Origin of the sequence: Enterobacter cloacae complex sp. 2024EL-00227 (assembly GCF_043945315.1) — a bacterium.
Classification (GTDB): Bacteria; Pseudomonadota; Gammaproteobacteria; order Enterobacterales; family Enterobacteriaceae; genus Enterobacter; species Enterobacter roggenkampii.
This window is the reverse complement of sequence record NZ_JBIMQP010000003.1, coordinates 1-21,359: the sequence shown is the minus strand read 5'-3', so window position 1 is coordinate 21,359 and position 21,359 is coordinate 1. Positions and strand designations below refer to the sequence as shown.

The 21,359-nt window shown below is 57.9% G+C and carries 20 protein-coding genes; 14 read left to right on the top strand and 6 right to left on the bottom strand.

Annotated features, from left to right (window positions below):
- The first annotated feature begins 226 nt into the window (after positions 1-226).
- From opgC to ACHH0Z_RS05825, 5 genes are read left to right on the top strand one after another with little or no spacing between them, the layout of a single operon-like run.
- The gene (gene opgC, locus ACHH0Z_RS05845; protein ID WP_023327506.1) at positions 227-1,444 is read left to right on the top strand and encodes an OpgC domain-containing protein; all 1,218 of its coding nucleotides are present in this window, start codon (positions 227-229) and stop codon (positions 1,442-1,444) included.
- A gap of 11 nt (positions 1,445-1,455) precedes the next feature.
- Positions 1,456-2,355, top strand: a complete 900-nt coding sequence (locus ACHH0Z_RS05840) for a hypothetical protein (RefSeq protein ID WP_084832267.1) — start codon at positions 1,456-1,458, stop codon at positions 2,353-2,355.
- A 9-nt stretch (positions 2,356-2,364) separates the two neighbouring features.
- Positions 2,365-3,579: a PP2C family protein-serine/threonine phosphatase gene (locus ACHH0Z_RS05835; protein WP_045410231.1), complete on the top strand. Its 1,215-nt coding sequence runs from the start codon at positions 2,365-2,367 to the stop codon at positions 3,577-3,579.
- Entirely contained in the window at positions 3,569-3,907 is a 339-nt protein-coding gene (locus ACHH0Z_RS05830) for an STAS domain-containing protein (RefSeq protein WP_023292380.1), read from the top strand. Before ACHH0Z_RS05835 ends, ACHH0Z_RS05830 begins: the two co-directional genes overlap by 11 nt.
- Complete coding sequence (locus tag ACHH0Z_RS05825) at positions 3,908-4,333, top strand: ATP-binding protein (protein WP_045410229.1); 426 nt, start codon at positions 3,908-3,910, stop codon at positions 4,331-4,333. It abuts the gene before it with no gap.
- Positions 4,334-4,357: 24 nt separating this feature from the next.
- On the opposite strand, the gene ACHH0Z_RS05820 is transcribed toward ACHH0Z_RS05825, so the two are convergent.
- Complete coding sequence (locus tag ACHH0Z_RS05820; RefSeq protein ID WP_045410228.1) at positions 4,358-5,845, bottom strand: UbiD family decarboxylase; 1,488 nt, start codon at positions 5,843-5,845, stop codon at positions 4,358-4,360.
- 113 nt (positions 5,846-5,958) lie between these two features.
- On the opposite strand from ACHH0Z_RS05820, the gene ACHH0Z_RS05815 reads away from it, so the two are divergent.
- Entirely contained in the window at positions 5,959-6,843 is an 885-nt protein-coding gene (locus ACHH0Z_RS05815) for a LysR substrate-binding domain-containing protein (RefSeq protein ID WP_045410227.1), read from the top strand.
- Here the strand turns inward: ACHH0Z_RS05815 and ACHH0Z_RS05810 are convergent.
- The 4 genes from ACHH0Z_RS05810 to ACHH0Z_RS05795 form a co-directional block, all read right to left on the bottom strand.
- Positions 6,834-7,745, bottom strand: a complete 912-nt coding sequence (locus tag ACHH0Z_RS05810) for a LysR family transcriptional regulator (RefSeq protein WP_045410226.1) — start codon at positions 7,743-7,745, stop codon at positions 6,834-6,836. The two genes, ACHH0Z_RS05815 and ACHH0Z_RS05810, sit on opposite strands and share 10 nt — an antisense overlap.
- Before the next feature lies 1 nt (position 7,746).
- Positions 7,747-8,733, bottom strand: coding sequence for an MBL fold metallo-hydrolase (locus ACHH0Z_RS05805; RefSeq protein WP_045410223.1), 987 nt, complete (start codon positions 8,731-8,733; stop codon positions 7,747-7,749).
- Between the two features lie 142 nt (positions 8,734-8,875).
- Entirely contained in the window at positions 8,876-9,625 is a 750-nt protein-coding gene (locus ACHH0Z_RS05800; protein ID WP_198921528.1) for a 5'-nucleotidase, lipoprotein e(P4) family, read from the bottom strand.
- A 99-nt stretch (positions 9,626-9,724) separates the two neighbouring features.
- Entirely contained in the window at positions 9,725-10,252 is a 528-nt protein-coding gene (locus ACHH0Z_RS05795) for a GNAT family N-acetyltransferase (RefSeq protein ID WP_021240150.1), read from the bottom strand.
- A 132-nt stretch (positions 10,253-10,384) separates the two neighbouring features.
- Here ACHH0Z_RS05795 and treZ point away from each other — a divergent pair, with 132 nt between their 5' ends.
- The 3 genes from treZ to glgX are packed head-to-tail and all read left to right on the top strand — an operon-like array spanning position 10,385 to position 16,728.
- Positions 10,385-12,172 (top strand): malto-oligosyltrehalose trehalohydrolase, encoded by a 1,788-nt coding sequence (treZ, locus tag ACHH0Z_RS05790; RefSeq protein ID WP_045410221.1) that lies wholly within the window; start codon positions 10,385-10,387, stop codon positions 12,170-12,172.
- Positions 12,169-14,637 carry a malto-oligosyltrehalose synthase gene (gene treY, locus ACHH0Z_RS05785; protein WP_045410218.1) on the top strand — a complete coding sequence of 823 codons (2,469 nt, stop codon included), beginning with the start codon at positions 12,169-12,171 and terminating at the stop codon, positions 14,635-14,637. The genes treZ and treY overlap by 4 nt, the downstream gene beginning before the upstream one ends.
- A 15-nt stretch (positions 14,638-14,652) precedes the next feature.
- Positions 14,653-16,728: a glycogen debranching protein GlgX gene (gene glgX, locus ACHH0Z_RS05780; RefSeq protein ID WP_395149503.1), complete on the top strand. Its 2,076-nt coding sequence runs from the start codon at positions 14,653-14,655 to the stop codon at positions 16,726-16,728.
- On the opposite strand, the gene ACHH0Z_RS05775 is transcribed toward glgX, so the two are convergent.
- Entirely contained in the window at positions 16,729-17,274 is a 546-nt protein-coding gene (locus ACHH0Z_RS05775) for a winged helix DNA-binding protein (protein WP_008501656.1), read from the bottom strand.
- Positions 17,275-17,474: 200 nt separating this feature from the next.
- On the opposite strand from ACHH0Z_RS05775, the gene ACHH0Z_RS05770 reads away from it, so the two are divergent.
- From ACHH0Z_RS05770 to ACHH0Z_RS05750, 5 genes are all read left to right on the top strand, one after another.
- Positions 17,475-18,197: a DUF969 domain-containing protein gene (locus tag ACHH0Z_RS05770; protein ID WP_023327494.1), complete on the top strand. Its 723-nt coding sequence runs from the start codon at positions 17,475-17,477 to the stop codon at positions 18,195-18,197.
- Positions 18,194-19,180: a DUF979 domain-containing protein gene (locus tag ACHH0Z_RS05765; RefSeq protein WP_021240144.1), complete on the top strand. Its 987-nt coding sequence runs from the start codon at positions 18,194-18,196 to the stop codon at positions 19,178-19,180. Before ACHH0Z_RS05770 ends, ACHH0Z_RS05765 begins: the two co-directional genes overlap by 4 nt.
- A gap of 9 nt (positions 19,181-19,189) precedes the next feature.
- The gene (locus ACHH0Z_RS05760) at positions 19,190-20,185 is read left to right on the top strand and encodes a DUF2891 domain-containing protein (protein ID WP_045410213.1); all 996 of its coding nucleotides are present in this window, start codon (positions 19,190-19,192) and stop codon (positions 20,183-20,185) included.
- A 75-nt stretch (positions 20,186-20,260) separates the two neighbouring features.
- Positions 20,261-20,806, top strand: a complete 546-nt coding sequence (locus tag ACHH0Z_RS05755) for a polymorphic toxin type 44 domain-containing protein (protein WP_239519686.1) — start codon at positions 20,261-20,263, stop codon at positions 20,804-20,806.
- On the top strand, positions 20,784-21,218 hold the full coding sequence (locus ACHH0Z_RS05750; RefSeq protein WP_032623151.1) for a hypothetical protein: 435 nt from the start codon (positions 20,784-20,786) through the stop codon (positions 21,216-21,218). The genes ACHH0Z_RS05755 and ACHH0Z_RS05750 overlap by 23 nt, the downstream gene beginning before the upstream one ends.
- Positions 21,219-21,359 lie beyond the last annotated feature (141 nt).

Here is a 21,359-nt window from a genome sequence, read left to right as displayed (position 1 = left end):
TTGCCCAAAAGCGAAAGAAAATAGCGATTAAACAAGATTTAAGATAAGTGTAGAACGCCGAATAAAAGTGTCCAGCCACGTTTTTATTAATATTTAGCGGTGGTTAATTCAGCTTAAATTCTGCTTAATGATGTTTCATCGGCCGTCGATAAATTGCGGTTACTATTCCTTTAGGCTATCTACTTTATTTAGACCTTAATTTTCGTTTTCAGGCAAAGGACACCCTATGAGCCATGTTGCGCCGTCGGTAGCGCAAGAAGATGACGCTAAATCAACAGCATGGCGGTATGCCGTTGCAGGTGCCAGGGACCTGAGAATCGACTTTATGCGCGGCATTGCCCTCGTCATGATGGTCGTGGCGCATACGGAGGTGATGTCGGTATTTAATATATTCTCCTGGGAGCGTTTTGGGTTAACAACCGGTGCAGAAGGTTTTGTTATTCTCTCAGGGTTTATGCTTGGCATGCTGAACCGCGCGCGTCTGCAAAAAGTGGTTTTGCTCACGGTTTCCTGGGGGCTTTATCTCAGGGCATGGAAAATATATCGTGTAAATATCATTATCATAGTGTCGTTTATTCTTCTGGCCTATATTCCACATATTAACGTTTTCGAGGTCACCCATTTTACCGACCGTTTTTCGGGTGAAAGCTGGTCGCTTTATCCGGTTACGCCGCAAATAAAAGAGACCTGGTTCAACATTATCCTCTATTTGCAGATTGGCCCTCATCAGACGCAAATTCTGGGGCTGTATATCTTTTTACTGCTACTCAGCCCGCTATTTTTGGGGATGCTGCAGAAAGGAAAAGTCTGGTGGCTGCTGGGGCTGTCGCTGCTGGTGTACAGCCTGTGGCAGCGCTGGCCGCTTCGGCTGACGCCGTCGGAATTCGAATTTGCCTTCCCGCTGCTCGCCTGGCAGTTCATCTTTGTGCTGGGCATGGCCAGCGGCTGGTATAAAGCCGAACTGCTCTCTTTCGCCCGGACGCCTCCGGGGAAAGGGGTGGTAGTGGCGCTGGTCATGGTGTCGCTGGTGCTGGGATTTGTCGCCCAGAACCATACCAACCCGTTTATGCCGCCCGCGCTGCTGATGCACGTCATCCCGCCTGACAGCTTCAATTCGTTTTATCACACCTGGGCGGCGAAGAACGGGCTGGGCCCGGTGAGGGTGTTAAACGATATCGCCCTGATGGTCACCGTCTACCTGGTGCTGACGTATTGCTGGACGCCGCTCAATCGCCTGCTGGGATGGTTCCTGATCCCGCTCGGCCAGCACTCGCTTTATACCTTTATTTTGCATGTGTACGTGGTGCTGCTGGTGAGCCAGTTCATCACCTTCGACTTATGGCGACATGCCTGGATAGAGAACACGTTAGTGCATGCGGCGGCACTGGGTATTTTGTGGCTGATGGCAAAATACGACGTCGGCGCACGCTGGATACCTAACTAAGGATGGCGGTTATGCGCGAAAAATGGCTTCTGGCGGGCGTGCTGCTCGCCGCGATCCCCGCCGCAGAGGCGGCGAAAAGCAGTGAAAATGAATCCCTGCGCGATAAGAACGGTGAACCTGTTCAGGCTGGCGTCTTTACCAGCCGCTGGGGGCGCCTGTTCTCGGGTAACGACAAGAAATTCTCAGGTGCGCTGAGCTTTAGCTCGGGACTGAAAGAGCAGTGGATGAGCATTCCTAACAGTTCAGACACCGCCACGGAAAAGAAAAAGATTAACCAGACGCTGAATCTCAGCCTTCAGTATTCCCCCTACAGCTTCTGGTTTGCCAACATTACGTCCCGACTGCCGGTCAGAGACACCAGCCGCTACACCGCCGATTTTCGCTACAGCTTCGGCTACGATGACTGGCACGCCAACACCGTCAGTCTGGTTTACAGCAACTACGGCGATAACCATTTCTGGACATCGGGCAACCGACGACACACCTATTTCGAACAGGGCGCCTTCACGCTGGCCTACAAGTTTTCGCTACCGAAACCGGTCGAAAACACGCTCCTGATTAATAAAGGGGATTCCATCATTTGCCAGGTCGGGTACAGCTGGGTGCCGCGCTACTACGACCTCAGCAGCGATGACATCCGCAAAAATAAAAACGTCATGCTCGGCGGCTGCGGCTACACCTTCAAACAACATTTCTTCGTTCGCGCGACGGCATTCTGGTTCCCGGACAGCAGCCAGCAGCAGCCCTGGAACGGCGATTACAGCTACAGCTTCGGTTATGCCGGCTATACGCCGGGTTCGTTCTCCATCCAGTACGCGAACTATGCGGGAACGCGCTATCCGGGGCACGGCAACGGGAATGCAAAATTCAGGGAAGGGACCGTGAGCCTCATCTGGTTCTTACCGCTTTAGGAGGGATGTATGTCGGCGCTGCACGTGTTAATCGTTGAAGATTCGCTGATTTATCGTCGGTTACTCTCCCGAATGCTCACCCAGTGGGGGTATATCGTGAGCGAGGCGGAAAATGGCGTCGCCGCGCTGGAAATACTGTCCAGCCAGCCGATCAGCATGGTGATAAGCGACTGGGACATGCCGGAAATGGACGGACTCACGCTCTGTCAGACCATCCGCAACCGTCAGTTTGGCCACTACGTCTATGTCATTCTGCTCACGGCACGCGAAAATGCCGGGGATTTAACGCAGGGCTTTGATGCCGGAGCCGATGATTTTTTAAGCAAGCCGGTCGAGCAGGATGAACTGCGGGCACGTCTTCACGCCGGGGTCCGTATTTTAACGCTGGAAGCGACCCTCGCGGCGCACAACAAGCGCCTGAGTGAAGCGTTGCATCAGATTGAACAGGATCTTGAACTCGCGGCGCGCGTTCAGCACTCCGTGCTGCCTTCGCACCGCTTACGCTTTGGGAACTACTTTTCCGACTGGCTTTTCTTGCCGTCTGCGTGGGTCTCAGGCGATGTGTTCAATATTTTTCCACTCGATTCTCACATTGGGTTCTATTGCGTGGATGTGTCCGGTCACGGCGTGGGGGCAGCGATGATGTCCCTCGCGGTGGCGCGTCAGTTCTTACATGGCCGGGTGGTAGACCGTTTTTTGTTTACCGATCAGGGCGGCATTCAGTCGCCTGCGGAGGTGATCAGGATCCTGAACAGCCGCTTTTGCAGTGAAGAGAGCGACATTACCAGCTATTTCACCATTATCTACGGGGTGATCGATCCCGAGAGCGGACGAGGAGTGTTGTGTCAGGCCGGGCATCCTACTCCCGTCATTGTGAACGCAGACAGCGCCGTCACGTCCGTGGGCAACGGCGGCCCGCCGGTCGGGCTGATGCCTGACCTCAGCTGGGAGGACGTCGCGTTTACCCTCAATCCGGGGGATCGCTTATGCTTATTCAGTGACGGTATTACGGAGTGTGAGAACGTCAGCGGCGAGCAGTTTGGCCCGCAGCGTCTCGAACGCTGGCTTCATGACCATGCCCGACTTCCGGTTGACCTGCTCCTGGCGCGGTTCGGTGACCACCTGACCGGCTGGCGCAACGCAAATCGTGATGAACCGACCGCCTTAACCGATGACGTTTCACTGCTCGTGATCGAGCGTCAGGGAGAACAGAATGATTATTAACACTGAACGACTACCGCATGCCAACATCCTCACGCCCGCAGTCCGGCGGCTGGATGCCTCCGTTGCCGCGACGTTTAAAGCGTCCGTGACGGAAGAAATTGGCGACGATCGCAAGGCTTTGATTGTCGACTTCAGCAAAGTGGATTTTATCGACAGCAGCGGGCTGGGAATGCTGGTGTCGTTGTTTAAGCTGATGAACGGGAAAGGCGACATGGCGCTGTGCTCTCTGAACCCCGGGATCATGAACATGTTCACCCTGACCCGCATGGACCGCATATTCCGCATCTATCCGGACAAAAGCAGCGCGCTTGCGCAGCTGGGGCAGTAGATGCAGACGCCGGTGCAGGCAGAATTTCCGGCGGTGCTCGGTTCCCTGACGCCGCTGGCCGGCTGGCTGGAAGCGCGGCTGAGCGCGCTTCCCGTAGATGACGAGTGGCGTTTCGCGCTCGATCTCGCCGTCTGTGAGGTGGCGACGAATATCATCCGGCACGCGCTGCATGAGGATGCCACGCGCGCATTCAGCGTACGGTTCGACATCCGCGACAGCGACGTCTGCATTGTTTTTACCGATGCGGGCGACGCGTTCCCGCTGGCGCGGCTTGAGGCCGCCAGGCGAAATCGTTTTTGTGAAATCTCGCCGCTGCTGGAGAGCGGCAGGGGGCTGATGCTCATTTTGCTGAGCGTCGATCGTTTCTCGGTGGAGCGCGCGGCGGGTGAAAATATTGCCACGCTTGAAAAGAAAATCAGCGTATGACCCGCGGGCCATACGCGCGTGATTTTATTTCTTATCGGCAAACAACTCCGGTGCCCACGGACGTGGATCCACTTCCATAAACGGCGCCCGTTCGAAGCGATCCTTCAGCGCCCACGGCACCGTGCAGTCGAAGATCGTCTTGCAGGAGATGCCGTTTCCGCGAATCGAGGTGCTGTAATCCGGCGACTGGGACGGATCCAGCTGGTGGCCGCGGATCCCAGGAATATGGGTGACGCTGACATCGCCCTGCATGCGGGTGGTCATCGCCCACAGGATGTCGTCGCTGTCGAAAATATCCACGTCTTCGTCGACCAGAATAATGTTCTTCAGCTCCGAATAGGTGGCTAAGGCGATAAGCGCCGCCTGGCCCTGACGTCCTTCGTCTGACGGCTGGCGTTTTTTCACCTGCAATATCCCGAGGAACTTGCCGCCGCCCGCGGTATGGGCATAGACGTTTTGCAGGAAGCCCGGAATAGCCTCCTCTACGGCATTGCGGATGCTGGCCTCGGTCGGCAGTCCGGCCAGCGTGGTATGTTCTTCCCCCGGTCCCACCAGCGTTTGCAGGATCGCGTGGTTGCGCATGGTCACGGCTTTCACTTTGATCACCGGCAGGGAGGGATTCGCCTCGCCGCAGTAGCCCGGGAACTCCGGCATCGCGTGGCCGGTATTGGTATGCTGATCCTCTCTCACGCGCACGCCCGGCAGCAGTTCACCTTCGATGATGATTTCCGCCCGCGCGATGGCTTTCTCTTTGACCGCCACGCCCTGTACCAGCTCAACCGGCTGCTGGCGCAGCGCCCCGGCGACGCCCAGCTCGTTGTAGCCAAACGGCGTGGTAGGGGCCTCAAAGCACGCGCCGATGTAGATGGCGGGGTCGAGACCCATGTTGATCGTCACCGGCAGCGGTTTTCCTGCCTCCTCCGCTTTTTTGCGGAAGACTTCGATATGGCGCCCGGCGGCAAGGAACATGGAAAGCTCGTCGCGCTCCTGAACGCAGAGGCGGTGGATGGTGACATCCGTCAGCGAGCTGTCTTCCGGATCGCTTGCCAGCACCAGCCCCAGACAGAAGAACGGACCCGCATCAATCGGCGTGTTGGTTGGGGCCGGCAGCAGCTTGCGCAGGTCGAAGTCAGGATCGTCAGCGTAAAAGACCTGCTCCTGGCAGGGGGCCTGCGAGGCCGGAACGACAACCGGCGCAACCGGCTTTTTCACCGCCTGGCCGACGTGCTTTGCCAGTTCAGAGGGCTCGCAGCCCAGAAGGAGCGCCGCGCGCTCGCGGCTGGCGTGCATGCCCACCAGGATGCGGGAGTGCGGATAGCCCTTCACGCTGTTGAACATCATCGCCGGGCCCGTGCGGGTCGGACGTTTGACCGTGCCGCCTGCGCCAATATGGCGGTAGACGCCCGCCAGTTCCGCGTTGGGGTCGACGGGACGATCGGTTTCAATGTACTGCCCTTCGTGGCGCTGCAGTAAGGCGATGGCGCTGCGGAGATCGTTAATCTGGTTTTCCATATTTTCCTCCCTCGGTTGAATACCTCCATTTTTATGGCAATGACCAATAGCATCAATTGCATCATTACTGTTAAATTGATAAGTAAATTAATATCAATTCGGGAGGTCGTCTCGTGCAGTTTCGCCAGATGCGCCACTTCATCGTCGTGGCCGAAGAGCTCCATATGCACCGGGCCGCCGAGCGTCTGCATCTGGCGCAGCCGGCGCTGAGCCAGCAGATAAAGGCCCTGGAAGAACGTTTAGGCGTCACGCTTTTCAGCCGGGCGAACCGCCGCTTGACCCTGACGCCCGCGGGCGAAGCATTTCTCGTGAAAGCCCGGCTTGCCATCTCGCTGACCGAACAGGCGGTGCTGGACGCCAGACAAACGGCACGGGGCGAGCAGGGTGTGTTAAACCTCGGGTGCGTGTCGAGCGCGATGTTTGACGGCAGGCTGCCCGCCGCGCTGCGCCAGATGCACAGCCGCTGGCCCGCCATTACCATGTCGCTGATGACGGGAAACGTGCAGACGCTCTACGCCGCCGTGCAGAGTAACCAGCTGGATGTTGCCATCATCCGCGCGCCGCTGCCGTCGCTGCCGGACGATCTGCAAAGCCGCCCGTTCGCCTCGGAGAAAACGGTGCTGGCGCTGTATCGTCAGCATCCGCTGGCCGGGTCCGCCGCGCTGACGCTTTCGTCGGTGAAAGACGAAAAATGGATCTCCCTGCGCGACCCGGAGGGAATGGGGCTGGAGCAGTATTTCTATGACGCCTGCAGCGGGGCGGGCTTTCAGCCGGACGTGGTGCAAAACGCGACTGACGTGCCCACGGTCATCAGCCTGGTTTCTGCGGGGTTTGGGCTGGCGCTGCTGCCCGCGTCGGCAAAGGCGGTGAGCGTCGAGAATGTCGTCTACGTGGACATCCTCGACCGGCTGCGGGAGAGCGAACTCACCCTGGTTTGCCACCGGATTATACGCTCAGAAGTGCTTAAAAAGTTTCTGGTTACCCTCGCTCACACCTGACGTCCGGCGGCCCGCAGCAGCTGCTCGCGTAGCCAGGCATTCGCCGGATCCTGGCTGTTTTTCGGGTGCCAGTACATGTTGATGGTAATGGGCTGGAGCGGCAGCGGTGGTGCAAAGAGATCCAGCGTGCTGGCAAACTGCTTCAGCATCCGTTCCGGCAGGGTGCACACCAGGTCGGTACCGGCAACCAGCGCAGGCGCCATAGCGTAGCTCTGGGTGGACATGGCAACGTGTCGCTGATAGCCCAGCCCGGCGAGGGTTTGGTCGACAAATCCGGTAAACGGATCGCCCGCCGACGACACCACCAGATGGGAAAGCGCGCAGTAGATCTCCAGATCTAACGCACCCGTTCCGCGCGGATGGCCTTTTCGCTGGGCGGTGGCAAACGCGTCGTCGAGGAGTTTGCGCCTTACCCACCCGTCATGGGCGCCCGCGCTCACGCCGATGTAGAGATCCACATCGCCGTTCTCCAGCTGCTGCGGCAGTTCGGCCATCTCGGGCAGGGCGAAGCGCAGGCGAATACCGGGAGCATCGGTACCCACCTGGTTAAGCAGCGCGGTGCCGAGCATCAGCGCCGGGTTTTCATGCAGCGCAATAACAAATGTCCGGTTGCTGGTTTGCGCGTCAAACGCGGTGGGCGCAAACATCGCGCTGATGCCGCGCAGCACGCCTGCCACCTGCGGCCTGAGCGCTTCCGCGCGCGGCGTGGGCAATACCCCGCGTCCATGCGGGGAGGGAATAAACAGCGGTTCGCCAAACAGCGTGCGCAGACGCGCGAGACGTGCAGAGAGCGCGGGCTGGCTGATGCCCAGCCGCGCGGCCGCATGGGTGATGTTCCTGTCCTGAAGCAGGGCGTCCAGCGTCAGGAGCAGGTCTATGTCCATGTCAGATATCCGCGTCATCTTATTTCGCGCTGCTGGCGTCCCGGTTGGTATAGGTCACAGGGACCCAGGCATAGCCGCCTTTCTCGCCTTTCGTCACATAGCCGATGCCCGGGAAAGGCAGATGGGGCGCGGCAATGAGGTCTTTATTTTTCACAAAGTCAGCGAACGCATGCTCGCGTACGCTTGCCGCTTTGTTCTCATCTTCATCGTAGGTGATGGTCACCGCAGGCTGCGGGAACTGGACCGCCGCGGCGTGAATGATGTCGCCGACAAAGGTGATCTTCTCGCCTTTGCTTGTCAGGGTGTAGAAGGCTGAACCCGGCGTGTGTCCGGGATGAACCGTGCCGGTAAGCCCCGGAAGAATCTCCGATGTGCCGCTAAACGGCACCACTTTCCCCGCGTCAAGATAGGGTTTTAAGGTCTTCTGCGCGACGTCGAAGTAGTTCTTGCCGTAGCCGGTTTTCTTCTGATTGTCGTCGTTAAAGAAAAAGTCGATGTCCGGTTTGCCAACGAAAACGCGCGCGTTGCTGAACACTACCTTGCCGTCTTTCACCAGGCCGCCCGCATGATCGGAGTGGGCGTGGGTCAGCAGGACTTCAGTGATGTCCTCGGGTTTTATTCCCTGCGTGGCGAGGCTCTCAACCAGACGTCCGCCGGTATCAGGACCAAAGAGCTGGCCCGAGCCGGTATCCACCAGGATTTTATGTCCGGGTATCGCAATCAGAAAAGCGTTGATGGAGACCTCAGCCGGGTTGGTCTGAAAGTTTTTCGCGAGCAGCGCATCAATGTTTTGCGGCGTTGTCCGGCGCAGCAGCTTGTGCAGATCCTGCGCGACGGTCCCGTCGGTAAACGAGGTGACAAGCACGTCGCCGACCTGCACGCTGTAACCGCCCGCCGGTTGTTTAACGACGTGCTGCGGCGTTTCTGCAGAGGCCTGGAGCGAAGGGTAGAAAAGCAGAGAGCTGGAAATCAGCGTGGAAAGAGCAAGTTTTTTCACGGTAAGCATACGAGTCTCCTTTGAAAGTGCTCATCTTACTGCTCCGTAAAATTATAAGAACCTGCCCAGAAATGATAGGACCTATAAACGGGATGGATAGGAAACCGAAGGGCCGGGAAGGCGCGCGATAGCTTTCCCGGCCCGTAAGACATTATTTTTTCAGCGGCGCGTTCCAGCTGTCCGGCGTGGCTTTGGACCATGAGCCATAAGCGGCATTAGGCAGCACAATCCAGTCGTTGCCGAAGTGTTCCGCGCTGGCCTCAACCAGTTCACGCTGCTGCTCGCTCGGCTTTTTGTTTTTAAACTGCACGGCGAAATCCGGCAGGCTGTCGCCGAACAGCATCACGATCTGCTGCTTTTTGAGGATGCTCTGACGGCGCTCTTCCTTGCTGACCGTATCCAGCAGCACGCTTTCGTCAGATACCTGCGGCAGGCCGAGAGCGTTTAACGTCTTCAGCGTGTCGGCTTTGTTTTCCTGCATACGATCCGAGACATAGTAGATGCGGACCTTGCTTTGATTCACGTGGTCAAGAAACGCTTTCGCCCCCGGAATTAAGCCGGGTTTTCCCTGTTTCTCCCAGTCGCTCCAGGTGTCCCATTTCGTATAGTCGTGACACTGCTCCATGTCGCGCACCAGCAGAGGGGTGTTATCCAGTACCGTTTCATCCAGGTCCATTACCACGGCGTAATTTTCGGGCGTTTTCAGATCCTTTAACTTTTCGTTGAAACGCTCGGTGGCAAACCGATAGGTTTGCAGCTGAAGGGCCATAATCTCTGCCGATTTCTGCTGATAGCGCAGCGCCATTTCGTACGCTTTCGGTTCACACAGGTCGTGCTCCGCGGCCGTCGCCGCTGCCGCTGCACTCAAAACCGGTAATGCCAGCAGTAATGCCTTAGCCATTGAATTCACACTTCTTTCCTCAACACCGTGGTTAAAATCCCGAAAGCGTAATGAAATTCAGTGACAGAAATATGACCGTGATGTGGCAATGTGTTTCCGCTAGACCAGCATGTAATACCAGAACAGAGCGACCTCGTCTTTTTCCGGTAGGGCGTTGTAGAGATAACGATCGTATCCGCCCAGGGTAAATCCGTAGTGACGGTAAAACAGGCAGGCAGAGACGTTCACATTTTGTGTTTCAAGCCGTAATCCCGGCGCGTTTACGCTGCGGGCCCACACGTGCGCGGCGGCCATTAATTTATGCGCAGCGCCGGTTCTGCGTTTGGAGCGCTCAACGGCAATATAATCCACTGAAATAAATTTATTCCAGCCGACTGACGCGGTAATAAATCCGGCTATTTCACCGTCGTCCGTTTCCGCGACAAGAAATATGGCGTCCGGATTAACGCAGTGATTTTCAAGCGTTTGAATGTCGAGTTCGTAGGTTTTTATCCACGGCTCTGCCACGGCTTCAATATGCAAATCACAGTGGATAAACGGCTCCCGGGCAATGTGGCTAATGGTGAAAGAAAAGTCACAGCATTCAAGGCGTGCGAAGTCGGTATTGAGTCCTTTTCGAATCTGCATAGTATTCCCGTTAGTGAGTTATTTCATAAAGAATAGACGAAGCGGTTAAATCCGCTGAGCTCACGCACTTTTAATCCTGAACTAAGCTTGTACTTCGTTCCGCGTAAAATGTGGGTCATTCGAGGACAATGAATGGAATTCAGGACATTTCAAAAGCAGTGGGGTGCTGAGTTTATTTCCGATGACGTTGTACGTTTTCGCGTCTGGGCAGAAGGACAGAAAGAACTTACGCTACGTCTTGCCGCCACCGACGTGCCGATGACGGCAACCGGCGACGGCTGGTTTCAGGTGGACGTCCCCGGCGTCAGGCACGGTGCAGAATATCAGTTTGTTCTTCAGGACGGCACGGCGGTGCCCGATCCCGCCTCGCGGGCGCAAAAGGGCGACGTTAACGGCCCCTCAGTCGTGATCGATCCCCGACGTTACCAGCCGGTCAACCGCGACTGGGCAGGGCGGCCGTGGGAAGAGACGATCATTTACGAACTGCACATCGGCACGTTTACCCCGGAGGGCACCTTCCGGGCGGCGATCGACAAGCTGCCGTATCTGGCGGAGCTGGGGATTACCCAGCTTGAAGTCATGCCCGTCTCCCAGTTTGGCGGTTCCCGCGGCTGGGGGTACGACGGGGTGCTGCTGTATGCCCCGCACTCTGCGTACGGCACGCCGGAGGATTTTCACGCGTTTATCGACGCCGCGCACGGGCTGGGGCTTTCCGTGGTGCTGGATATCGTGCTCAACCACTTCGGCCCGGAGGGGAACTATCTCCCTCTGCTGTCGCCCGCGTTTTTCGATGCACAGCGGATGACGCCGTGGGGCAACGGCATCGCTTACGAGCGCGAGCCGGTGAGGCAGTACATCACCGACGCACCGCTCTACTGGCTGACGGAGTACCGTCTGGACGGCCTGCGCTTTGATGCCATCGACCAGATTAAAGACAGCTCCGGGACGCACATTCTCGAGGAGATTGCCGCAAAAATTCGCGAGGCGATCCCACACCGGCACGTTCACCTGACCACAGAAGACAGCCGCAACGTGATTTTTCTGCATCCGCGCGATGAACAGGGCCACACGCCGCTGTTTACCGGCGAATGGAACGATGATTTTCACAACGCTGCCCACGTGTTTGCCACCGGTGAGACGCACGCCTACTACCAGGACTTTGCCTTTGAGCCGGAGAAAAAGTTCGCCCGGGCGCTGGCGGAAGGCTTTGTCTACCAGGGCGAGATTTCGCTGCAAACCGGCGAATCCCGCGGCGTGGAGTGCCGCACGCAGCCGCCGCAGTTCTTCGTCGATTTCATCCAAAACCACGATCAGACCGGCAATCGCGCCCAGGGCGAGCGGCTTATCTCCCTCGCGGGGGCTGATAAAACGAGGGTGCTGCTCGCCGCGCTGCTGCTTTCCCCCCATATCCCGCTGCTGTTTATGGGCGAGGAGTTTGGTGAAACGCATCCGTTCCTGTTCTTCACCGATTTTCACGGCGAACTGGCAAAGGCGGTGCGGGAAGGGCGCGCGAAAGAGTTTAGCGGCCATGCCGGGCACGATGAAACCGTCCCGGACCCGAACGACGTGAACACGTTTATCCGCTCAAAGCTCGACTGGAACAAAATCGCCACCGACGAGGGCAAAACGTGGCTGCGCTATACGCGCCATCTGTTGACGCTGCGCCATCGCTATATCGTTCCGCTTCTGCATCCGGGCGGCGCCGTTGAGGGCCATGTGCTCAAGACCGCGCCCGGCATGGTGGCGGTGAGCTGGCGCTTCCCGTCAGGCACGCTTTCTCTGGCGCTGAATATTGGAACGAAGCCCGTCGACCTGCCCGCGCTCGCGGGGGAGACGCGCTTCGCCTGGCCGGAGCTCAACGACGTTTTACCCCCGAACGGTATTGTCGTTCGCTTTGCTGATGGAGAAGCATCGTTATGATCCCTTCCGCCACGTACCGTATTCAGTTCCGTAACGGCATGACCTTCGACCGCGTTGTGGCGCTGGTGCCGTATATGAAGGACCTCGGCATCAGCCACCTTTACGCGTCGCCCGTGTTTACTGCCACGACGGGGTCTACCCACGGCTATGACGTGACTAACCCGAATGAAATCGACCCCGAGATTGGCGGACGAGAAGGCTTTGACCGCATGGCCGCGGCGCTTAAGCAGGCCGGCATGGGGCTGATTCTGGATATCGTCCCTAACCATATGTCCACCTCGCTGGAAAACCTCTGGTGGCGGGACGTGATTGAATTTGGCCAGCAAAGCCGCTACGCGCACTATTTTGACATTGACTGGTCGAGGCCGCTGACGCTGCCGTTTCTTGGCGATACCTTTGAGGCGGAGCTGGAGAAGGGAGCCATCACGCTAAAACGTGACCCTGTCACGGAAAAGGCCGCGCTGGTTTACTACGACGCCGAGTATCCGCTTAACCCGGGCACGTACAGCGAGGAGAAGAGCATTGCCGAGCTGCACGAGGCGCAAAGCTGGCGGCTGATGTCCTGGCGGGAGGCGCCGAAGCAGCTCTCATGGCGGCGCTTCTTTGAGATCACCGGGCTGGTCGGCGTCCGGGTCGAGGATGATGCGGTCTTCGACGACACGCACCGGCTGATCCTTGAGCTGGTCCACGCGGGCGTGGTTGACGGCCTGCGCATTGACCATGTCGACGGCCTGGCGGATCCGCTGGGCTATCTGCAGCGCCTGCGGCAGGCCGCCGGGCCCGACTGCTACATCACGGTCGAAAAGATTCTCGCCAAAGGGGAACAGCTCCCCGCTGACTGGCCGGTATCCGGCACCACCGGCTACGAGTTTATCGCCTCGCTGGCGGAGGTGCTGGTCGATGATGATAGCCTGTCGCGCCTGGAGACAATCCACGACGAAACGCTCGGCGTGACGGTCGATCGCCACGCCGAGCTGCGCGATGCCAAAGGCCTGATGACCGATCGCAATTTCGAGGGTGAATTCACCACGCTGCTAAACCTTGCTGAGGATCTGGCCCGCCGCAATGAGGTTGCGCTGCCGCGCGAGGATATCCGCCACGCGCTGCGCGAGCTGCTTATTGCGTTTCCGGTCTACCGCACCTACGGCACTCGCGAGGGGTTAACCCCGCCGGACGTGGCGCTGCTCAACCGCGTGGTTGCCAGCGTGGAGACGTCTGAAGCCGCGCTCAGCCTGATCGTGCGCATTCTTACCGGCGACCTGCCGGACGCATGCCGCGAGAGTGCCGCGCTGTTCAGGACCCGCTTCCAGCAGCTCACCGGGCCGCTGATGGCGAAGTCCGTTGAAGACACGCTGTTCTTTCGCCACAACCTTGAGCTTGCGCTCAATGAAGTGGGGGCCGACCCGACGCCGCGCGCGTTTTCCTTATCCCGCTTCCACCAGGAGATGCGCATTCGTCTGGCCCGTCAGCCCGACGCGCTGCTGGGCACCTCCACGCACGATACCAAGCGCGGGGAAGATGCCCGGGCGCGCCTTTATACCCTCACGGAAGCCCCGGAACGCTGGGGGGAAAATCTGGCCCGCTGGCGGCAGATGAACCAGACCCAGGTGCGTTTTCTCAATGACGGTACCGCGCCGAACGCCGCCGATACGTGGATGATCTACCAGGCGCTGGCGGGCGTCTGGCCCGCCACGCTGTCACCGGATGACGCTGAAGGGCTTAAAGCACTCGAAACGCGGTTCCTCGGCTTCCTCGAAAAAGCGCTGCGCGAGGCGAAACAGCGCACCGACTGGATTGACAGCAACGAGAGCTATGAGAGCGTGGTGTTGAGCTACGCGCGGCACCTGCTTTCGCCGAACAACACCCCGTTCCTGCACGATTTCAGCGAGGCGATGCAGCCCTTTATTCGCGCCGGGCTGATGAACAGCCTCAGCCAGACGGCGATCAAGCTGACGGCGCCCGGCGTGCCGGATATCTATCAGGGCAGCGAGGCGCTTAACTTCAGCCTTGTCGACCCGGATAACCGGCGCGAGCCGGACTTTCCGGCCCTGGTGCAGAGCCTCAGCGCGGCGGATGCCGGGGTGTTTGACAACCCGGCCTGCTGGCGGGACGGACGGGTCAAACAGTTTGTTACCGCCACGCTGCTGCGGCTTCGACCGCACTACGACGCGCTTTTCCGCTACGGCGACTGGCTGCCGCTTAAGGTCACCGGCGAGCGGGAAGAGAACCTGATTGTTTATGCGCGCGTTAAGGACGAGGAGGCGCTGATTGTCGCCGTGCCGCGTCTGGTTTTTGGCATCATCGATAATCATCAGCTGTGGGTCAATACCACGGTGGCGATACCCGACGAACTGGCCGGGAAGCGCTATCGGGATCTGTTCAGCGGTGAGAGCCGCATTCTGCAAAAGACGCTGGATTTAACGTCAGAAAAGGGATGTGTACTGGTTCTGCTTACCTGCGAATAATCGTGGAGAACGAAAATGGCAAAGGATACAACGTTTGAAATTCGGGCCGGTCATGGCCAGCAGTTGGGGGCGAATTATGACGGGAGGGGCGTTAACTTCGCGCTGTTCTCCGCGCACGCTGAACGAGTGGAGCTCTGTCTGTTTGACCCGTCCGGGAAAACGGAAATCGCCCGGCTGGAGCTGCCGGAGTATACCCATGAGATCTGGCACGGCTATGTGCCTGACCTGAAGCCGGGCGCGCTGTACGGCTATCGCGTCTACGGCCCCTACGACCCGGAAAATGGTCATCGCTTTAACCCGCATAAGCTGCTCATCGACCCTTACGCTCGCGAACTGGTGGGTGACATCGACTGGAACGACGCCCATTTCGGCTATGAGCTGGGGCATGACGAGCTGGATTTGAGCTTTGATACCCGCGACAGCGCGCCGTTTACGCCGAAATGCAGGGTTATCGACCCGAACGCCTTTGACTGGCAGGACAACAACCGGCCGAACGTACCCTGGCCGCATACCGTTGTCTATGAGAGCCACGTGAAAGGGTTTACCCAGATGAACCCGGCCATTCCGCCCGAGCTGCGGGGCACGTTTGAGGGGATGGGGCACAAAGCCTCGGTCGACTACATCAAAAGCCTGGGCATTACCTCGGTGGAGCTGCTGCCGGTTCACTGGTTCCCGGACGACCAGCACCTGCTCGACCGCGGGCTGAAGAACTTCTGGGGCTATAACACGCTGGGCTTTTTTGCTCCGGCGTCGCGCTACTACGGCCCGGCGGGGATCCAGGGCTTTCGCGATATGGTGCGCGCCTATCATGACGCGGGCATCGAGGTCATTCTGGACGTGGTATACAACCACACGGCGGAAGGCAACGAGCTTGGCCCCACGCTCTCGTTTAAGGGGATTGATAACTACAGCTATTACCGCACGCTGCCCGACCAGCACCGGTACTACATCAACGACACCGGCACGGGAAACACGGTCAATACCTCGCACCCGCGCGTGCTGCAGATGGTGATGGACTCCCTGCGCTACTGGGCGGAATCAATGCACATAGACGGTTTTCGTTTCGACCTCGGGACGATCCTGGGCCGCGAGCCCGAAGGGTTTGATCCGCGCGGCGGTTTCTTCGACGCCATGACCCAGGATCCGGTCTTATCCCGACTGAAGCTGATTGGTGAACCCTGGGATATTGGCCCCGGCGGCTATCAGGTGGGCGGATTCCCGCCGGGCTGGGGGGAGTGGAACGACAAATACCGCGACACCGTTCGCGAGTACTGGAAGGGGGACAACGTCTCCACGGACTTTGCCGCGCGGCTTCTCGGCTCCGGCGATCTGTACGATCTGCGTGGGCGTCGCCCGTGGGCCAGCGTCAACTTCATCACCGCTCACGACGGCTTTACGCTGAATGACCTGGTGTCGTACAACGAAAAGCATAACGCCGACAACGGCGAGGACAATAACGACGGGCATAACGATAACCGCTCGTACAACTACGGCGAGGAAGGGCCAACCGAGAACCCGGATATTATTGCTACCCGCGAACGGCAGAAACGTAATTTCCTGACCACGCTGCTGTTCTCCCACGGCACGCCGATGCTGCTGGCGGGGGACGAGTTTGGCCGCACGCAGAAGGGGAACAACAACGGCTACTGCCAGGACAGTGAAATCTCATGGATCGACTGGAAAGGGCTGTCAGAAAATGACGCCACGCTGCGCGAGTTTACCCGTCGTCTCATTGCCCTTCGCGCGCAACAGCCGCTGCTGCGCCGTGAAAGCTGGCGCGACGGGCTGGAGATCCGCTGGTTCAATGCCGGGGGCGGTCCGCAGCAGGCCGAGCAGTGGGATGAAGGCTCAACGCTCGGGGTCTCCATCAGCAGGCCAGATCTTCAGCAGGAGGACGGCATCTGGCACGACGTGCTGATGCTGTTCAATCCGTTTGAAGGCACCGTGCCGTTCCAGATCCCGCAGTTTGGCGAAGGGGGATGGGTGCTGGAGCTGTCTACGGCGGATGATGCCGCCACCGGGACAGCGATCACCGAAACCGTAGAGTACGCGCTGGCCGGACGGAGCATTACGCTGTTCCGCCGTCCTTAGTTACAGTGACGCCGCCGCCCGAGCGGCGGTGTCATACAGGGAGGAGATCGTGCGTAACAGCTGCGCGGTCTCGCCAATCGACTTCCCGGCAATGCCGCTCTCCGCGTGGATCGCAATCAGACACGCCTCCCGCACGTCCCGGTATTTCATGCACAGCGCTTTCCCTTCCTCGGTGGTAGAGAAAAAGAGCTCTTTCCCCGCTTTCTCGCTCGTCACGTAGCCCGCTTTGACCAGCTTTTTCAGCGCATAGGTCACCACGTGGGTGTCTTCCACGTTGAGGACGAAGCAGATATCGGCCAGCTTTTTCTTGCGGTCGCGGTGGTTTACGTGATGCAGCAGCGAAACGTCAAAGGCGCCCATATCGGGCTCGCCGGCAGCCGTCATGCAGCGCACCATCCATTTGTTAAACGCGTTGCTGGTCATGATCAGCGCATATTCCAGCTCTGATAACTCCGCGCAGCGCTCGGATACCAGATGGCGGGAAGAGACGATCCGGCCCTCGTTGATATCGTCGCGATCGGGTGAAGCACTCTTTTCTGAGGTCATAACGTTCCTTAGCCAGAAATGTAAACTCATCGATAAAATAAGAACATTTTATTGATAATTTGTTTACATGTTTTTGAGGTTCAGATATAGCTTTTTAGCGCAGGTTTTGCGAAGCCTGCCAACAAAACACAACATCGCTCGCCGCAAATTAAAAAAATAGCCGTCGGCGCGCAACGCTCACTTTCGATAGGGTAAACGTTATGGACGGTACTACGCTGCTGCCGCTGATCGGGATACCGATCGTGGTTATTGGTTTTGCACTGCGCTTCAACCCGCTGCTGGTGGTCGTGGTGGCGGGGCTGGCGACGGGTCTGCTGGTCGGGATGGATTTCGGCATGCTGCTGGAGACTTTCGGCGAGAAGTTCGTGAACAGCCGGTCGCTGGCCACCTTCATTCTGATCCTGCCGGTGATTGGCCTGCTGGAATATTACGGGCTTAAGGAGCGCGCTCAGGCCTGGGTGGCGAAGATCGCCAGCGCCACCTCGGCGCGTATTCTGATGCTTTACTTTGTCGCTCGTGAAGGCACCGCCGCGCTGGGACTGATGTCGCTGGGCGGCCATGCCCAGACGGTGCGCCCGCTGCTGGCGCCGATGGCCGAAGGGGCGGCGCTGAACGAATATGGCGAGCTGCCGCAGCACATTCGCGACAAAATTAAAGCCCACGCCGCCGCGTGCGACAACATCGCGGTCTTCTTTGGGGAAGATATCTTTATTGCCTTCGGGGCGGTGTTGCTGATCGACGCGTTCCTGAAAGAGAATGGTATTCAGGGCATTGAACCGCTGCATATCGGCCTGTGGGCCATTCCCACCGCCATTGCGGCATTAGTTATTCATATGACGCGCCTGCTGCGCCTTGATGCAAGCATCCGTCGCGACGTGATGGCCTGGCGTGCAGAGCAGGGTACGCAGGAGGCCGCGCAATGATGACGCTTATCACCATTAACCGCGTGTATTACCTGATTGGCTTTGTCGTGATGCTACTGGTTGTGATGACCCTGCGCGATCGCGCTAATCCGAAGCGCTTTACCACCGCGCTGTTCTGGTTCTTGTTTGGCGGGATCTTCCTGTTTGGCGATCTGATGGTCCAGGAGCTGGGGAAATCGCTGGCTTACCGGATTATCGGCGGCGGCGTTATCGTTATCGCGCTGCTGGCGGGTTTTGGCCTCGTCGGGAAAGGGCACTATAAAATGTCCACCGAGGAGGAGCGCGTCGCGTCGTCAAATCGGCTTAAAAACTGGCTGTTCCTGCCGGCGCTGATGATCCCGGTGGTGACGGTGCTGGGCACGTTATTCCTGAAGGGCGTTTCGGTCGGCGGCGTGTTTCTGCTCGATCAGAAGCAGCTCACCCTGGCGGCGCTGTGCGTGGCCTGCGTCGCGGCGATCCTCACCGGCTGGTGGCTGACCAAAGGCACGCCGCTCCATGCCGTTCGTCAGTCCCGCCGTCTTGTCGATACCATCGGCTGGGCGGTGATCCTGCCGCAGATGCTGGCCATGCTTGGCGGCGTGTTCGTGGTGGCCAACACGGGTGACTCGGTGCAGAAGGTGGTGAGCCTGTTTGTGAACCCGGATAACCGCTTCATGCTGGTGGTGATTTACTGCGTGGGGATGGCGCTGTTTACCATGATCATGGGTAACGCCTTTGCGGCCTTCCCGGTGCTGAGCGCGGGGATCGCCTTGCCGTTTCTGATCAACGTGCATCACGGCAACCCGGCGCCGCTGCTGGCGATTGGCATGTACGCAGGCTACTGCGGTACGCTGATGACGCCGATGGCCGCGAACTTCAATATCGTTCCCGCCGCGCTGCTGGAGCTGAAAGACAAATATCAGGTGATCAAGATACAGATCCCGACCGCGTTAACCCTGCTGGTGGTGAACGTGTTCTTAATGTATTTCCTCGTGTTTCGCTAAGGAGCTGTCATGGAATTAACGCAACATCAGGCCGACGCGTTTGCCCGCATGCCTTTGACCTATTTGCGCCAGGAATACCCGAACCACATCATGCACCTGCTGAATGATGATGGTGACGTGCTGCCGCCGCGCGAGCTGCATCCCATTTTCTACGGCTGTTTTGACTGGCACTCGGCGGTGCACGGTTACTGGCTGCTGCTGCGCTGCGTGCGCCTCTATCCGGAGCTGCCGAGCCGGGACGCGATCGTCGCGCTTTTTGACGAGCACCTGACCGAAGAGAACGTGGCGAAGGAGCTGGCCTATTTTACCGCGCCGTTCCGCGCCTCGTTTGAGCGGCCGTATGGCTACGGCTGGCTGCTGGCGCTGGCCCAGGAGCTGAAACAGTCGTCGCTGCCGCAGGCCGCAGGCTGGTACCAGACGCTGGCGCCGCTCACCCAGGACATTCGCAACCGGCTGGTGGATTACCTCGGCAAGCTCACCTATCCGATCCGCGTCGGGACGCACTACAACACCGCGTTTGCCCTCGCGCTGGCGCTGGATTATGGTCGCGCAGTGGGCGATAAGGCGCTTGAGCAGGCGATTGTGGCAGCGGCGGAGCGGTTTTATCTCGCCGACACGCGCTATCCGGCTCATTATGAGCCCGGCGGAGACGAGTATATTTCCGGCGCGCTGACGGAGGCACTGCTGATGAGCAAGGTGTCGGAGGGCTTCCCGGCCTGGTTTGACGCGTTTCTGCCGGAGGTGGGCGCCGTTACGACACTCATGAACCCGGCGGAAGTGAGCGATCGTACCGACCCGAAAATTGCCCATCTGGACGGATTAAACCTCAGCCGCGCATGGTGTATGAAGCACATAGCGAAAGCGCTTCCTGCCAGCCACCCGGCGCAACCGGCATTGCGCGAGGCGGTGACGAAACATCTGGCCGCAAGCGTCGGGCATGTAGTTGGCAGCCACTACAGCGGCGGACACTGGCTGGCGAGCTTTGCGCTGCTGGCGCTGGAGTAAACAAACGCGCCGTCTTTCTTGCCGGGTGGCGCTGCGCTTACCCGGCCTACATTGTGCAACGCTTGCCTGGAGGCCTTGCCGGGCGCAGCCTACATTTCTTTGATTTTTAATGCGATTAATACCTTAGTCGGATATTTTTTCGTCATTTCTCTGGAAACAGATATCTTTTTTACCATCGCAAAAGTGTACGATACGCGGCCACATACCCACAGTAGATGGATGGTTAATATGGCTGTTATACCTTTGTTGCCTAAAGAAGGAATCGCACTTGTGTTGGCAAACATGAGGATTGCAAGAGCGCATGGTATGAGTAGAAACATGGCTATCCCTACGACCTATCTTTGGTTTTATCAAAAAGTAAGAAATAAGGGGCCGTGGGATTACAAGCAAGGACACCCGGAGTTAGCAAATTTTGGGAACTTCAATTATGGTTCGGCTGGCTATGCTGCCGGGATACCCTCAGAAACGCTATTGATGGGTGCTGGATGGGCGCAGGAAAGAGCTAAAACCTCCAAAAAGAAATGGGGGCACTGGTATCAAAAACCGCCTTATGGGGATGATCCTCACGATCAGTTTTGGATAAGGCAAGGTATAGAATATGCAAAGAAATACGGTTATTAAACGGCTTCATTGCTTACTCACAACGATTCTATTGCTCGTTGTTTGTGGGTTTCTGACATATCAATACTCTTTTAACGCACCTTCTCACGATAGTTTTGTCAGCAAACAGAAACTCTCTGATTCCGTCACACTGTACATAACTAAGTATGATGATGGAGGCGCTACGGTGTCGGATGTTTACCGCTTCTATTTAGATAAAGACAACAGCGGGAACATTATGAAAGCCCTTGAAGATCGATCACCATTCCTTGAAGCCAATACAAGCAATGTTACTGCTTCGGCTTATGGGAACACGGTAAATGTAAAAATCACCGGCAAGGTTTATTCATTCACTAATTCTGATCTGTTCTATGCAGATGGTGTAGCGATCATGCCTGTAATTAACCTCATAGCCAATGGAATAAGAGATTAATTAACATAAGGAGTTGACCTGCTCCCCGTTGATTAGTACACCCCGATGTTAGTAATGTCTTCATAAGCCACATGAGGACATCCCCATGAAGAAGCGTTTTTCCGACGAACAGATCATCAGTATTCTCCGCGAAGCCGAAGC

Coding starts and splice junctions, on each gene's coding strand:
- opgC (WP_023327506.1), top strand. CDS start 227: ATGAGCCATGTTGCGCCGTCGGTAGCGCAAGAAGATGACGCTAAATCA.
- ACHH0Z_RS05840 (WP_084832267.1), top strand. CDS start 1,456: ATGCGCGAAAAATGGCTTCTGGCGGGCGTGCTGCTCGCCGCGATCCCC.
- ACHH0Z_RS05835 (WP_045410231.1), top strand. CDS start 2,365: ATGTCGGCGCTGCACGTGTTAATCGTTGAAGATTCGCTGATTTATCGT.
- ACHH0Z_RS05830 (WP_023292380.1), top strand. CDS start 3,569: ATGATTATTAACACTGAACGACTACCGCATGCCAACATCCTCACGCCC.
- ACHH0Z_RS05825 (WP_045410229.1), top strand. CDS start 3,908: ATGCAGACGCCGGTGCAGGCAGAATTTCCGGCGGTGCTCGGTTCCCTG.
- ACHH0Z_RS05820 (WP_045410228.1), bottom strand. CDS start 5,845: ATGGAAAACCAGATTAACGATCTCCGCAGCGCCATCGCCTTACTGCAG.
- ACHH0Z_RS05810 (WP_045410226.1), bottom strand. CDS start 7,745: ATGACGCGGATATCTGACATGGACATAGACCTGCTCCTGACGCTGGAC.
- ACHH0Z_RS05805 (WP_045410223.1), bottom strand. CDS start 8,733: ATGCTTACCGTGAAAAAACTTGCTCTTTCCACGCTGATTTCCAGCTCT.
- ACHH0Z_RS05800 (WP_198921528.1), bottom strand. CDS start 9,625: ATGGCTAAGGCATTACTGCTGGCATTACCGGTTTTGAGTGCAGCGGCA.
- ACHH0Z_RS05795 (WP_021240150.1), bottom strand. CDS start 10,252: ATGCAGATTCGAAAAGGACTCAATACCGACTTCGCACGCCTTGAATGC.
- treZ (WP_045410221.1), top strand. CDS start 10,385: ATGGAATTCAGGACATTTCAAAAGCAGTGGGGTGCTGAGTTTATTTCC.
- treY (WP_045410218.1), top strand. CDS start 12,169: ATGATCCCTTCCGCCACGTACCGTATTCAGTTCCGTAACGGCATGACC.
- glgX (WP_395149503.1), top strand. CDS start 14,653: ATGGCAAAGGATACAACGTTTGAAATTCGGGCCGGTCATGGCCAGCAG.
- ACHH0Z_RS05775 (WP_008501656.1), bottom strand. CDS start 17,274: ATGACCTCAGAAAAGAGTGCTTCACCCGATCGCGACGATATCAACGAG.
- ACHH0Z_RS05770 (WP_023327494.1), top strand. CDS start 17,475: ATGGACGGTACTACGCTGCTGCCGCTGATCGGGATACCGATCGTGGTT.
- ACHH0Z_RS05765 (WP_021240144.1), top strand. CDS start 18,194: ATGATGACGCTTATCACCATTAACCGCGTGTATTACCTGATTGGCTTT.
- ACHH0Z_RS05760 (WP_045410213.1), top strand. CDS start 19,190: ATGGAATTAACGCAACATCAGGCCGACGCGTTTGCCCGCATGCCTTTG.
- ACHH0Z_RS05750 (WP_032623151.1), top strand. CDS start 20,784: ATGCAAAGAAATACGGTTATTAAACGGCTTCATTGCTTACTCACAACG.